This window comes from Microscilla marina ATCC 23134 (genome assembly GCF_000169175.1).
Lineage (GTDB): Bacteria > Bacteroidota > Bacteroidia > Cytophagales > Microscillaceae > Microscilla > Microscilla marina.
Window position 1 is genome coordinate 1 of record NZ_AAWS01000092.1, and the last position, 14,064, is coordinate 14,064.

Here is a 14,064-nt window from a genome sequence, read left to right on the forward strand (position 1 = left end):
CCGCGACACTTTCCGGCAAGCACATGCCCAACTGGAAGCGTTTGGCAGAAGTGCAACTTGTGATGGCGCTCAATAAAGTAGATGCTCCCAAACAGTTGAATGTACCGCTCACCCCCATACACACCGGACTGGAGCCTTGGCTGGCAAAAAAAGGGATTACGCTAGACAATAAAGTCGTAATTGATGTACAATGCGGGCAAGTGAGCATTCCACGCCGGGTGGGCAATATGACTGTACAGTCACAAGAACGCTTTTTTTACTTTCCTTTGCTCAACAAGTTTGCTGATCACCCGGCCTCTAAAGGGCTCGAAGCAGTACTTTTTCAGTTTGCCAACCCTTTGAGTTTTAATGGTGATTCTACCAAAAAATTTACCCCGCTTGCTTATACTTCTGAGCGTTCGGGAGTATTGCCCGCCAGTGCCCCTATTTCGCTGGAGCGCAACTGGCAGGAAGCTGATTTTAACGAACCCCGGCAAGTAGTGGCGGCTGCCCTGGAAGACAAAGCGGAAGGGAAAGCCAAGTCTAGAATAGTGGTGTTTAGCGATGGCGACTTTGCCGTAGCTGCCCAACAGGGACAACAGGTAAACGAAGACAATGTCAACTTTATGGCAAATGCGATAGATTGGCTCTCAGACGATACCGGGCTGATAGACTTGCGCACCAAACAAGTGAAGTTTCGCCCATTACGCCAGGGAATCAGTGAAGGAACCAAAAGTTTTCTAAAATACTTTAACTTTTTGTTTCCCATTTTGCTAGTCATCATTTATGGCATCGTACGCGTGCAAAAACGCAAAGCCATTCGTCGCATGCGCATGAGTGAAGCGTCGGTTTAACTAAAAGAAAAAGAAATAAACAATGTATAACAATAAATTACTTGCGGCCATATTTATTGGGTTATTTGCCCTGTACATAGTTACCAAAGCAGTAAAGGCCAACCAAGGCAGCCGCACCTTTCGCAGCCAAATAGTAGCCATAGACACTGCCCTGGTACAAAAAATCGTGCTCAACCCTCAAATAGAGCAACACCAGGAAATAAGGTTTAGTCGTACCGCGCAAGGGTGGGTGCTGCAACGAGGACAGCTGCAGGCACTTGCCCAAAATGGTAAAATTGCTGCCTTGCTCAATGGTCTGCGCGATGTAAAACCCCAACGCCTGGTGGCAAAAAGCCAGCGTAAATGGGCGACCTATCAGCTGACCGATTCGCTGGCCACCCGCGTGACCTTATTGGGCACCAACGGACGCCAGCTTACCAGCTTGTTGGTAGGCAAGGCAGAAAAGGGAGGAACGGTGTATGTACGTTTGCCTACCGAAAACGAGGTGTACGCCATTGACAACTATACCGTGGCAAGCCTCAACAAGCCTTTGAACCACTGGCGCAATCAAGACTTGCTCAACTTTGTGAGTACTCAAGTAGACAAGGTAGAGTTTAATTACCCCGCTGATAGTAGTTTTACCCTCAAAAAAGACAAAGAAGGGTGGACAATGGACGGTGCCAAGGCAGATTCTAGTTTGGTATTGGCTTACCTCAATACAATAGCCAGCAAACGTAGCGATGCTTTCGCCAATGACTTTCAGCCCAACTCAGCCCCTCAATATATGTTGACCCTTTCGGGGAAAAAACTCACAAAAAATGGCAAGCCAACGCCAGTCATTGTGCAGGCGTTTGACAAAGGCAATGAGGCATACCTTCGGTCGAGTGTTAACCCATCGGCAGTGTTTCGCAGCAAAAAAACAGGCATGTTTGCCGATATTTTCAAGCCCAAATCCGATTTTATAAAAAACGCGACCGACAAAACCGATTCGTTGGTCAAGGCAGACTAAACGGCTGAGGTTTTTATTGGGGAGAGGTCTCACCACTCCCCAATATTTATGAGCAAATGTTTTTTGTGAAATGTACTCCTAAACCAAAAAATGCTGGGGCATTGGTGTGAATAAAACCAGTAAATAAGGTATCTGGAAACTATAATTGCTTACGTGCCCGCATCAACAATGTGCCCAGGTGGTTGTGCCCTTTGCCAGCCCTGCCAATGCCCCAGTATTCGTCATAAGGTGAATTTTCTATCAGCAATACATCGCCTGTATCGCGCAGGATTTGGGCAATGCTAGGGTGGGTATTACACTTGACTTGAACGGCTTGCCACATAATGTCAGATTTTATTTGATCCCAATTGCTTTTCAAGGGCAATTCCCGGGTTTTGCCTAGTTCGGCGGCTTCTTTGGGGGTAGAGGCAAGCCTTATTTTTTCGCAGTAGGCGGGGGCATCAAACTTTTGGGCTTGATAATAGTGCTCTATTGTAGGATAAAACAATCCATTGATTTCGATGCCAAAATCGGCAAAATTAGACAACTCGCCGTAAGCCTCCTCTTTAGCGTAAAAGTAAATCGCCTGACTAAAGTCAAAAGTGCTCTCACAATCTTCTACAACTTGGTCTTTCAGCACCGATACTTGCCAATGATTAAGCAAATAGTGTGTACGTAGCACTTGACGAGGCAGTATCTTTTCTTCAAATACTGCTTTATTCATTAGTTCAATGCTCAAATAGTCATCTTCGGGTTGGTTGCCCAAATCAATTCTAAACTCTTCGAGCGGAGGCAGTTCAAACTCAAAAGGAGCCAGGTAACCTTGATCATAATGAACCAATACCTGCAAAAACAACGGTGCCTGGTTGATAAATGTAGTGTGGGGTAAGATCATTTTTTTCTTTGAGTGGGGTTTTAGCTTTTAGCTTTTTTTTCTTTGTGGTAGTGGGAGGGAGCCTTCATCATTCTAGAACAGTTCCCCCCTCCCTCATTCTCTACCGCTTGATATACCCTGCGGCATTTTTGTGCCCACCTCCCCCAAACTCTTTGGCTACTAGCGACACATCAAAGCTGCCCACTGAGCGCAGGCTGTAACGGGTTTTATCGCTTGTTTCGAAATGTACCACCGAAAATGGACTATCGGAATAAATCTCGCATAAACGGTTGCCAATCTCACTTTGCAACACGCCACTGTTTACCGAAGGCACCGTATAATCGAGAATTTGTACCATGCGGGCATTTTTACAAAGCTTGTCTACAGTCAGGGTTTGGTAACGTAAAATAGCTTCCCCCTCGGTAATCAGCGTATTGAGGTCAAACCTGTCCCAAAGCTTAAAATCCATCGAGTAAGAAGTAAGCGAAGCAATCACTTTTTTGGTATCTTTTAGGTCAAACCTCCACAAGTCCTTGTCTTGAATGTGCAAAATAAGGGGAGGAATTTCTTCGTTCGGGTGAAAATGCTCCCAGGCAAGTACTGCCCCGCTTTTTTCCATATCAAAAGTAATAGACAGGTTAGGCGCGTCGCCTTCAGTAATTCCCCCCAGCTCTTCTTTAGCCGTTTTGTGGTGATCAAGCACGGTTACCTCGTGCATGAGGCTTGCCAGTTCTAAAAGTTCGGCTTTTGGATAGCTAAAATCTACGATGAACACCTCCGAACGATGTTTTAACTTAGGCATGGGGTTGTCATACTTTACAGGCAAGTAAATGGCTTTGTCTCCGTATATCTTCCAGGCAGCATAAGCAGCGCCAAAACCATCGGTACAATGGGCGTGGTAAAGTACATAAGTTCTCATTATTTCAAATCGTTTTTTAAGGTGTATTATAGACTAAAGGGGCAAATAATTGCCAACAATAGTGATATTATTGAATGAGGTAGTCACCCTTAGAAGCCTCAACAAGGTTCTAGGTACACCCTGTTCGATAGGCAACTAACAAATTCATAGTATGCTTGTTTTCAGTGGGTTATGATTTTTTGTTAGAGCCTCAACAGGGTTCTGGGTGCCCCGCAAGCGGGATGTTGGCATAGCCTCCACTTCATTCAGTGATGAATTTGTTAGTTCAAAGATGATTACCGTGTTGAGCGTCATTTTACAAAAATATTTGCAATGAATGTAGCGAAACAATACAACAACCGCGTGTCAACTTTTGATAATACATACTGTAAGCTCTAAAAAATCAATCAAAGCGAAAAAATAAACATAAGAAAAAAACAAAAGCTTTCAAAACAATGTTTTTTGACGAAAATTAGACAAAAAGCATTTTTTTCCAAAATGATCTATACCTGATTGATTATTTTTGCTGCATAATTGAGAATAAACGAACGACTTGTATAGATTAGCACTGAAATAGCTTCAGGCTACAATTATTAATCTTATTATCAACTTTTTAGAATAAATTATGAAAAAACTTACCTACTGGTGTACATCAGTGATCATGTTTTTTATGGTGTTGGGGGGTGCTCAGGCTCAAAATAACCTTAATACCTTTTTGCCTATGGTTGACTGGCAGGGCAATCCTTACCGATCGGCTTCGGGAGCGCCTGGGGCAGAATATTGGCAAAATAAAGCAGATTATATACTTACCGCAAACCTCAACGATAAAACCCACGAGCTTAAGGGGCATGTAACCATTACTTATACTAACAACAGCCCTGATGCACTCGATTTTTTGTGGTTGCAACTAGGGCAAAACCGTTTTAAGAAAGACGCTCGCGGGGCGGTAAATGTAGCCTTAAGTGGTGGAAGATACACCGGAGATTTTGATGGAGGTTATAAACTAAGCAACATAAAAGTAAAAACAAGTGGCAAAAGCTATGCAGCCAAATATGTAGTAAGCGATACCCGCATGCAAATAAGGTTAAACGAAAGCCTAAAGCCTAAAGGGGGTAAAATAACGATAGATATTGATTTTCAATTTAAGGTGCCTGAATATGGCATGGACAGAACAGGTAGGCTAAAAACTAAAAACGGGATCATCTATAGTATGGCGCAATGGTACCCACGCATGTGTGTATATGACGACATCAGGGGTTGGAATACGGCTCCTTATTTGGGCGCAGGTGAGTTTTATTGCGAATACGGCGATTATGATGTAAAACTTACGGTGCCTTACAACCACATTGTGGTGGCATCGGGCGAACTGCAAAACCCTAAAGATGTATTGACCAAAGAGCAAATCAAGCGTTTTGACAAAGCTGCCAAGAGCGACAAAACAGTGGCTATTATCAGCAATAAAGAAATCAATCAGCCCAAAACTACCCGTCCCAAGCAGAGCGGTACTATTACCTGGCAATTTAAAATGAAAAATAGCCGTGATGTAGCCTGGGGTTCATCTACTAGTTTTATCTGGGATGCTGCCCGCATCAACCTGCCTGGTGGACGCAAAGCTATGGCACAGTCGGTGTATCCTATAGAGAGCGATGGCAACAGTGCCTGGGCACGTTCTACCGAATATACCAAAAAAAGCATAGAGCATTATTCTAAAATGTGGTTTGAGTACCCTTACCCAGTGGCCGTAAATGTAGCCAGCAATGTGGGAGGGATGGAATACCCCGGTTTGTCGTTTTGTGGTTGGAAAGCTACCAGAGGAAGCCTGTGGGGAGTAACCGATCACGAGTTTGGGCACAACTGGTTTCCTATGATTGTAGGCAGCAACGAGCGTTTGTATCCCTGGATGGATGAAGGCTTCAATACCTTCATCAACCACTACAGCACACTTGCCTTTAACAAAGGAGAGTACAAAAGTTCTGCTTTGTTGGGTAGTTCTTTGTTGGGAGGTGCTTTGCGTTCGCCCAATGCCGAAAGTATCCATACTTACCCCGATATCGTAAAAAGCTCTGGTAGTTTAGGCATGACCGCTTATTATAAACCTGCGATGGGGCTGTATATGTTGCGTGAGGCAATATTAGGTCCAGAGCGTTTTGACTACGCTTTCCGCACCTACATCAAACGTTGGGCATACAAGCACCCTACGCCCATTGACTTTTTCAACACTATAGAAAATGCGGCGGGTGAAGAGCTGGATTGGTTCTGGAAAAAATGGTTTTATACCAATGAAACCATCGACCAAGGCATCAAATCTGTAACTTACCGTAAAAACGACCCTAAGCAAGGAGTCATCATTACCATCGAAAACAAAGGTGGAGTGGTAATGCCTGCAATTTTGGAAATAGAAGAAGAAAATGGGACTAAAAAAATTGTGAACCTTTCGGTAGAAATCTGGTTCAAAGGCAATACGTTCCGCTACTTGCATCATAGCACTGGCAAGATCAAGCGCATACAGCTCGACCCCCAACGAGTGATCTACGACGTGAACACCTCCAATGATATTTGGACAGGCAAGTAGATAGATTTTAATAAAAAAACCGCTCTATACTTAGAGCGGTTTTTTTATTAAAAATTATTCAAACCTAAAATTAAGCCCCACACCTATGCTCCATATATTGATTTGCTGGTAATAGCGGGCGTAAAAAGCGTTGAGCCCCGCATATATTTTAGCGTGTTGGGCATTGAGCAAACGAAATTTAAGCTCGCCGTTTAATTCTACCCTGGGGGCTATGCGTTCGCCAAAATGATAAGCATAGCGTCCTTCTACCCCCAACTTTACTGCCTGGTCGAACATATAAAAATCAAGCCCCAGGTTATGGTCTTGATACAAATTACGCGAGAGTTCTTCGTACACCGCGCCTATGCCTATACGCAGGGCAAATACATCGGTAAGTACCGGGTTAAACACCAACATTTGCCAGTCGTGGGTGGCATAAATATCAGTTTCGCCCAATATTTCCTGCACCAAGATACTGTAGCGATAATCGGTAGAAAAAAGCCCCAAATTTACCCTAATACGAGGACGATACACACCATAAGTGACAGGCAAAGCACTGGCGTCTAACATCAGCTCTGCCCCCAACGGAATAGGCGCCCCCCGGTGATTGCGTATCCATTGACTGTTCCATTCAATAAATTGGGTCAAAAAGAAAAGGTCGCTGGCGTTACAGCCTTGCCCACAACCCGACAATCCACTGCAACCATTAGAACAGCCGTCACCCAACGAACCTGCTGCGCCTATAATGTCGCCAATTTGTGCTTGCCCTTGCTGCACATGGCCACCTAATAACCCCAATAGTAGCAATAATGAGAATAAGTAATTTCTTTTCATAGTGTTATATGCTTGATGTGTCTCTTGCCTAATTTAACGATTTTGCGGTAGAAAGTTTAGGAACCAGCCTTGAGTTCTTGCCAATTTGTTAAAAGTTGGACTGGTAAGCCTAATGTTAGTACAAGAAGAAGCACCCATGCCCCTAAACAGTTTGTGAAAAAAATCATTATTTTAACCCAGTATTTGTGCCACTTTTTATTGACGATTGGTGGAGTGAAGCGATACCAAATCGTTGTCATTACCCTTACACTAAATTCTTTGTATGTCTACATCTAAAAGCCATCACCAAGCTTATCCCCTCCTCTTGGTCTTAAGCGCAGCTGACCAAGAGAGCGGGTAACGATAGCGAAGAACTTGGTCTTGCCAAAAAAGACCACTATAAGTGAGTTTGTATAGGTTTTCAATCAGACTTGGTATGACACAAAAAATCCCCAAATTTACTTTAAAAAGCAAACATGGGGAATGAATAAATTCAAGTAGCGTAATTACTAAGCCATCCCTTCGGGTTCGGGTACGGGTTTACCTACAAACTTCACCACGGCGATGAGCATCCCTATACACACTGGGTACACAATATACCAGGGCAAACCAGCCACAAAAAATACCGACGAAGCCAAAATACTTACACTTGCCACCGTAAGCGCATAAGGCAATTGAGTGCGCACGTGCTCTATGTGGTTGCAACCCGACGCCAGCGAACTCAAAATAGTAGTGTCTGAAATGGGGGAGCAGTGGTCGCCAAATACTGAGCCCGCAAGCACTACTGATGTTACGTGGTAGAAAATAGTCATAGCCTCGGCAGGTGGAATCTTGCCACTTTGGGCGGCAGTCCATACCGCAGGTAAAATCAAAGGATATAAAATGGCCATGGTGCCCCAACTGGAACCAGTCGAGAATGCGACTATGGCAGCAAGAATAAAAGTAATGACGGGCAGCCAATAGGCCGACATTTTTACGTCAAGCAAAAAATTAGACAAGTAATCACCCGTGCCCAGGTCAGCGTTTACTTTGGCAAGTGCCCAGGCAAACAATAAAATAAGCACTGGGGGCAACACTGTTTTGAAACCCATCACCATGGCATCCATAGTTTTTTGTAAACTCATAATGCGTTGCGACACCGTGAGCAATATGGCGGTAATCAGCCCCAGCAACGACGCCCACAGCAAGGTAACATAAGAGTCTGCCATTCCTAAAACCATTCCTACTTTACGAATAAAAGAAGGCTCGACGCCATCGTTAAGGCGGGCTAGGTTCATCCATACATTGCTGGTATGTAGCTTTTGTGCGGCGGCATCCATTCCGGTATATACCAACCCCACAATGGTGCCTAATATCACTACCATGATAGGTATCAAGGCATTGTACCATTTCAAATAATCTTTTTTTACTGGCTCAAACTCACTGGTGTCGGCTTCTCCGGTGGGTGCTTCTCCTTTATTTACTTCGCCTGTTTGCCGGGCGCGCATTTCGGCTTTATACATAGGGCCAAAGTCGCGGCGGCTATACAACAAAATAAGCATAAACAGCACCGCAAGAATAGGGTAAAAAGAAAACTCAAGCGATTGTAAGAAAATAGAATAAGCCCCTTCGTTGATGAGCCAGCCTTTGGGAGCCGTTTTGTTAATGCCGGTTACTGCGTCTTGGATTTGCGAAAGCTCCGCCCCAATCCAGGTAGTAACAAAAGCCACCGCAGCTACAGGTGCCGATGTACTGTCGACAATGTAGGCAAGCTTTTCTCGTGAAATACGAAAACGATCGGTAATAGGACGCATAGTGTTGCCCACAATCAAGGTGTTGGCATAGTCGTCGAAGAAAATGGCAAGCCCCAACAGCCAGGTAACGAGTTGGGTATTTCGGGCAGAGTTTGCCAGGCGTGACAATATTTGCACCACGCCGGCCATTCCTCCGTTTTGCGATACAATGGCCACAATTCCCCCAATTGCCATTGTAAACAGGATAATAGAAATGTGTGAACCGTTGTTAAGTGCCTTGAGCAAGTAAGTATCCAGTACGGTAAGTACTGCCGGGATCAAATTGCCAATGCCAAAGCCGCTCAATATCCAGGCACCCAAAAATATTCCGGTAAAAATAGACACAATTACCTCACGAAAGATGAGCGCAAAAGCAATAGCAAGCAGGGCAGGTAATATGCTCAGCCAGGTAGGAAAAAACTTGACCCGACGCGTGGTAGATACGTGGGTGTCGTTATAAGTAAAAGTGATGTTTTGCGATTTGTCAATTTTTGCCGTGTACACAAACACCCCTTCTTTAAAAGTAAGCATGGTGTCTTTTTGGGCAATGGTAAATGAGAGTGGTTTGTCTAACTTGGTAGCGAGTTTTCCTTCTTTGTTCACTACTTTGATGGTGAAATTTACTTTTTTGGCTCCGACTACTGCTTGTTTAGATGCCTTTACCCTAAAACCCAACTCCTCTTTTTTTTGTGCTTGTGCAGAGTAGTTGATTCCCCAAATAGCCAGAATCAGTACAAACATTCTGGTCAGTTTCTTCATATCCATATCGCCGCTATCTTTTTTGATTGGTTTTGGTGTTACAAAACAATTGCCTGTGTATAAGCCCAAATGCTTTTGTTTTGTAGCCCTTTTTTAAAACAGGGTGCAAAATTAAACGCTTTTTTAGAAAATTGTAATTTTGGCGAAACATTTATAGCAATACTCCGCAGTGATTTTAGTCAAAGTTGTTTGCTGGTTATCAGTTATTTATGAATTTAAAAACTATTTAATTGGGTGTTTAGGCGTAAAACCGAAACACTTTTGAAAATAAAGTGAGTACGCAATCTTCATATAAAATACTGGTTTACAGCATTTAACAAGGTGAACATTTACTCGAATCAGCTATCGACTATCGACTAAATACTATGGACTATTGTTATAGTATTTGCGTTGGTTTATCTCCTGCCTGTCCAATGATACCTTCCTGTCCTTTTTTCAAAAATAAAAACGAACACTGGCACTTTTGGCTCAAACTTTCGTTAAAAACTCAAACCTTAAATGTACCCGTATACCATGCCAAATAAGTGCATTGAGCGAAAACCTAAAGCATGACAAGCAGGCTTATGTATACATTACCATCCGGTAGCTTGCAACTACTTACACTCAGAAAATAACCAATATTTACATGATGATGAAAACCAAACAATTGAGTATTCCCTTATCCAGGTCGCTTCCTTTGATTTTACTGGTGTTGCTCACCTCCTCGCTGCAGGCGCAGCCCTTTCGGGGATGTGCTAAAGGCAATGAATATGTAGCACCAGTAAACGGAGCTCACGAAAAAGAAGTGTTGCGACTGGTAAACGTAGAACGTAAAAAACGAGGCTTGCAACCGCTTACCTGGAACACAAAAATGGCAAGGGCAGCGCGTTACCATGCTGCCGACATGGCACACGACAATTATTTTGACCATGCCTCTTATGACCGGGGCGGGCAAAAAGTATGTGCTACCTTTACCCGTATTAGAAAATTTGGCTCTGGCAGCGCCGAAAATATAGCCGTAGGAGGGAGCACACCCGCGGGCACTATGCGCCAGTGGATGAACAGCCCCGGACACAAAAGAAATATCTTGAGCAAGGGGAGCAAAAGCCTGGGGGTGGGCTACTACTACAAACCAGGACTCAAAAACAAATGGCGCCACTATTGGGTGCAAAACTTTTCTCGAGTGACTACCAGTGGTACTACTGGAGGCAGTGGGGGCAGTAACGGAGGGGGCAACGTAGGCAACAGTGGAGGGAGCACCCGGTTATCACCGACCCTTATTCGCAAAGGCTGGAAAGGTTTTCCTTTTCGTAAGGTAGACGCGGCCACTTATTACCCCGGCAATATTGTATACTTGTTTAGCGGAACGCAGTATGCCCGTTGGGACGGTAAAACGCGCCGTGTGGGACCCGCTCGCTCTACCCGTAAATATTGGCGAGGGCTTCCTTTTAGCATGGTAGAGGCAGCTTTTTATTGGAAGGGCAACAACAAGGTGTATTTGTTTAGCGGGACTCAATATGTACGCTATGACGTGCGCACCAACAAAGTAGACCCTGGCTATCCTAAAAATACCCAAAGGTATTGGGGAGGCTCAAGGATGTTTAGACGAGTAGATGCGGTTTTGCCTTACCCCAATGGCAAAGTGTATTTTTTTAGAGGAAATCAATACATTCGTTATGACTTTGCCAAAAACAGAATAGATCCCGGTTACCCCAAAACGATTAACAATAGCACTTGGCCTAAGTTGAGTTTTCGTACAGCAGACGCGGCGGTGCTCTGGAAATCACACCCTGGCTATTTTTTTAAGAATGGGGCTTACCATCGTTTTCATATCAAGAAAGAATCGGCTTATTAATTACGAATTTGAGAATTACGAGTTTTTCAATTACGAATGAGCATAAAGCCCTTTATTTCACCAATAATCCACATGTAGGGGCGCACCCTTGTGGTCGCCCTTTATTTCACCAATAATCCACATGTAGGGGCGCACCCTTGTGGTCGCCCTTTATTTCACCAATGACCCACATGTAGGGGCGCACCCTTGTGGTCGCCCTTTATTTCACCAATGATCCACATGTAGGGGCGCACCCTTGTGGTCGCCCTTTGTTTCACCAATAATCCACACGTAGGTACATACCCTTGTAATCGCCCTTTATTTCACCAATGATCCACATGTAGGGGCGCACCCTTGTGGTCGCCCTTTATTTCACCAATGATCCACACGTAGGTACATACCCTTGTAATCGCCCTTTGTTTCACCAATGATCCACATGTAGGGGCGCACCCTTGTGGTCGCCCTTTATTTCACCAATGATCCACACGTAGGTACATACCCTTGTAATCGCCCTTTGTTTCACCAATGATCCACATGTAGGGGCGCACCCTTGTGGTCGCCCTTTATTTCACCAATGACCCACATGTAGGGGCGCACCCTTGTGGTCGCCCTTTATTTCACCAATAATCCACACGTAGGTACATACCCTTGTAATCGCCCTTTATTTCACCAATGATCCACATGTAGGGGCGCACCCTTGTGGTCGCCCTTTATTTCACCAATGATCCACACGTAGGTACATACCCTTGTAATCGCCCTTTGTTTCACCAATGATCCACATGTAGGGGCGCACCCTTGTGGTCGCCCTTTATTTCACCAATAATCCACACGTAGGTACATACCCTTGTGGTCGCCCCGCCAATAAAACTTAATAAAAAACCTTCTTTACAAAAGCGTCCACTCTTCGCCCGATTTAGTAAAAACAATGGCTGTAGGGAAATACTTTTTTACTTGTCGAAAAGCCTGAGCTTCGTTGCCTACCGATATGTGGGTAGCAATGATGTTTTTGGGGCGAATGTATTTTTTCACCAATTTTTTGCCTTGGGGCGAATTGACAAACCAAAGAGGCAATATGGCCACGTCTATGCGTTCTTGGTGCAACGCCAACGCTTTGAATAGGTCTTCTGATAGTTCGGCATCGCCTACGTGTAGTACTTTTTTACCGTAGAGGTCAACGATATAGCCAAAGTTTTTAACCCAACCATGACGACGTGCCCAGGTATGAGCAATGGGGAGTATTTTGATGGGAACCTGGTTAAGTGTCAGGCTTTCGGCTTTGGTAGCTACTTTTATTTGGTTTTTTATCTGAGGGTAAAGGTTGGTTTTTTGCAAACTATCGCGTATTTGCCCCGAACCTACCAATTGGGTAGCTGGGTTTTGCCGGAGTTGGCGGGCGCACACCGAAGCCCCAAAGTGATCGGCGTGAATATGGGTCACCAATGCCAGGTTTACCTTGTCGAAAGGAGAAATGCCTTGGGTCATTTGCCGGGTAAGGGCAGCGTCAGGGTATAAATAAGTGGGGCGGTATTTTTGATGAAGTGCGTCTATCAATACCTTTTTACTTTCCCCTTGTGCGTTGGTCGAGTGCAAAAACACTCCCATATTGGCAATGTACCTAATCTTGAGCTTGGGTAATTTGCTGGAGGAGGCTTGTTTGGTTTGCGATTGCTTAGAGGCACAAGCCCACAAGCATAAAAATAAGAGTAGGTTTTTCATCATATTATTTCAATGGTTTTTGGTTTGGCAATGGCTCAAACTTGGTAAATGCTCCGCTGGCATCTTAATAAAGCGTCAGCTGTCTATCGACTTTATCACCTCATATTTAAGCAGCAAAACCCCGTTTTTGTATTGTTTATGTTGGGCTGTCTGCAGTGTCAAGGGCGAGCTTAGGCCTGCAAACAGCGGAATGCCTTGCCCCAGCACTATGGGGTTTACCTTAAGTATTACCTCATCTATCAGTTGATGCTGCGCCAGCAAACCCGCCAAATGCCCTCCACCACAAAGCCAAATTGATTTTCCTGTTTGCTTTTTTAAATGGGTAATGTATTCTACTGCCTGATCATTGACCAGTTGCACTTGCTGGTTGCTGTCAAACTGTAGGGTACCAGATACAATGACATGGTGCAATCCCGGATAAGCAGGCTCCCCCGGCTTGATGCCATACTGAAAGCCAAATTCGTAGGTTTTTCTGCCCATGAGTACTGTGTCATACCCGTTCAGCGATTGTTGAAACTCGTCAGCGTGGGCTCCCTGCATCAAAAAACGTTCAACACCTCCGTTTGGGGTAGCAATGTAGCCATCTATCGAGCTGGCAATATGGTATACAATCTTTTTCATAAGGTTTTGATTTTTTACAAGATTACCAAAATAGAAAGCCATTGTATTGGAAAAAATTTACCTCCTGGCTTACGCCGAATAAGTAATGACGTGCGGATAACTCAAGGGCAGACTTAGGTATTGGCTGGGGCTCAACCCAGTAAAATAGCGAAACTCATTAATGAAGTGTGCCTGGTCGTAAAAATGACACAGGTGGGCAATATCAGTGTACGAAAATTGGGCTTTGCGCTGCAGCAATTCAATGGCGCGGTTTACCCGATGCAGACGTTGGTGTTTTTTGGGAGAAATGCCCGCTATTTTTTTATACAATTGAATGAAGTGTTTTTGAGAATACCCCGTCTGGCAACTTACCTGGGCAAGGGGTTGGTTTTTTTCGCACAGCAAAGAATGAGTAAAAGTGAGCAGGTAGTTGTCGGTGGTAGATGTAAACAACCTTTGCTTAAAAAA

At 44.4% G+C, this 14,064-nt stretch carries 11 protein-coding genes; 4 read left to right on the forward strand and 7 right to left on the reverse strand.

What is annotated here, in order from left to right:
* Both M23134_RS36315 and M23134_RS36320 read left to right on the forward strand, forming a co-directional pair.
* A partial coding sequence (locus M23134_RS36315; protein WP_045115038.1) for a Gldg family protein occupies window positions 1-833 on the forward strand: 833 nt, incomplete at its 5' end.
* A gap of 22 nt (window positions 834-855) precedes the next feature.
* Window positions 856-1,821 (forward strand): DUF4340 domain-containing protein, encoded by a 966-nt coding sequence (locus M23134_RS36320; protein ID WP_002705747.1) that lies wholly within the window; start codon window positions 856-858, stop codon window positions 1,819-1,821.
* 139 nt (window positions 1,822-1,960) lie between these two features.
* On the opposite strand, the gene M23134_RS36325 is transcribed toward M23134_RS36320, so the two are convergent.
* Window positions 1,961-2,695: an NADAR family protein gene (locus M23134_RS36325; RefSeq protein WP_002705749.1), complete on the reverse strand. Its 735-nt coding sequence runs from the start codon at window positions 2,693-2,695 to the stop codon at window positions 1,961-1,963.
* A 100-nt stretch (window positions 2,696-2,795) separates the two neighbouring features.
* A complete protein-coding gene (locus tag M23134_RS36330; RefSeq protein ID WP_002705751.1) occupies window positions 2,796-3,593 on the reverse strand; it encodes a DHHA1 domain-containing protein in 798 nt (265 codons plus the stop codon).
* A 604-nt stretch (window positions 3,594-4,197) separates the two neighbouring features.
* Here M23134_RS36330 and M23134_RS36335 point away from each other — a divergent pair.
* The gene (locus M23134_RS36335) at window positions 4,198-6,144 is read left to right on the forward strand and encodes a M1 family metallopeptidase (protein WP_053337458.1); all 1,947 of its coding nucleotides are present in this window, start codon (window positions 4,198-4,200) and stop codon (window positions 6,142-6,144) included.
* 54 nt (window positions 6,145-6,198) lie between these two features.
* On the opposite strand, the gene M23134_RS36340 is transcribed toward M23134_RS36335, so the two are convergent.
* Window positions 6,199-6,957: a hypothetical protein gene (locus M23134_RS36340; RefSeq protein WP_002705756.1), complete on the reverse strand. Its 759-nt coding sequence runs from the start codon at window positions 6,955-6,957 to the stop codon at window positions 6,199-6,201.
* A 488-nt stretch (window positions 6,958-7,445) separates the two neighbouring features.
* The gene (locus M23134_RS36345; RefSeq protein ID WP_002705758.1) at window positions 7,446-9,473 is read right to left on the reverse strand and encodes a Na+/H+ antiporter NhaC family protein; all 2,028 of its coding nucleotides are present in this window, start codon (window positions 9,471-9,473) and stop codon (window positions 7,446-7,448) included.
* 619 nt (window positions 9,474-10,092) lie between these two features.
* Here M23134_RS36345 and M23134_RS39500 point away from each other — a divergent pair.
* Entirely contained in the window at window positions 10,093-11,301 is a 1,209-nt protein-coding gene (locus M23134_RS39500; protein WP_002705764.1) for a hemopexin repeat-containing protein, read from the forward strand.
* 864 nt (window positions 11,302-12,165) lie between these two features.
* Here M23134_RS39500 and M23134_RS36355 read toward each other — a convergent pair.
* From M23134_RS36355 to M23134_RS36365, 3 genes are all read right to left on the reverse strand, one after another.
* A complete protein-coding gene (locus M23134_RS36355) occupies window positions 12,166-12,999 on the reverse strand; it encodes an MBL fold metallo-hydrolase (RefSeq protein WP_002705767.1) in 834 nt (277 codons plus the stop codon).
* 72 nt (window positions 13,000-13,071) lie between these two features.
* Window positions 13,072-13,617 (reverse strand): dihydrofolate reductase family protein, encoded by a 546-nt coding sequence (locus tag M23134_RS36360; RefSeq protein ID WP_045115036.1) that lies wholly within the window; start codon window positions 13,615-13,617, stop codon window positions 13,072-13,074.
* Window positions 13,618-13,686: 69 nt separating this feature from the next.
* On the reverse strand, window positions 13,687-14,064 hold a 378-nt coding region (locus M23134_RS36365), incomplete at its 5' end, for a helix-turn-helix domain-containing protein (RefSeq protein ID WP_045115037.1).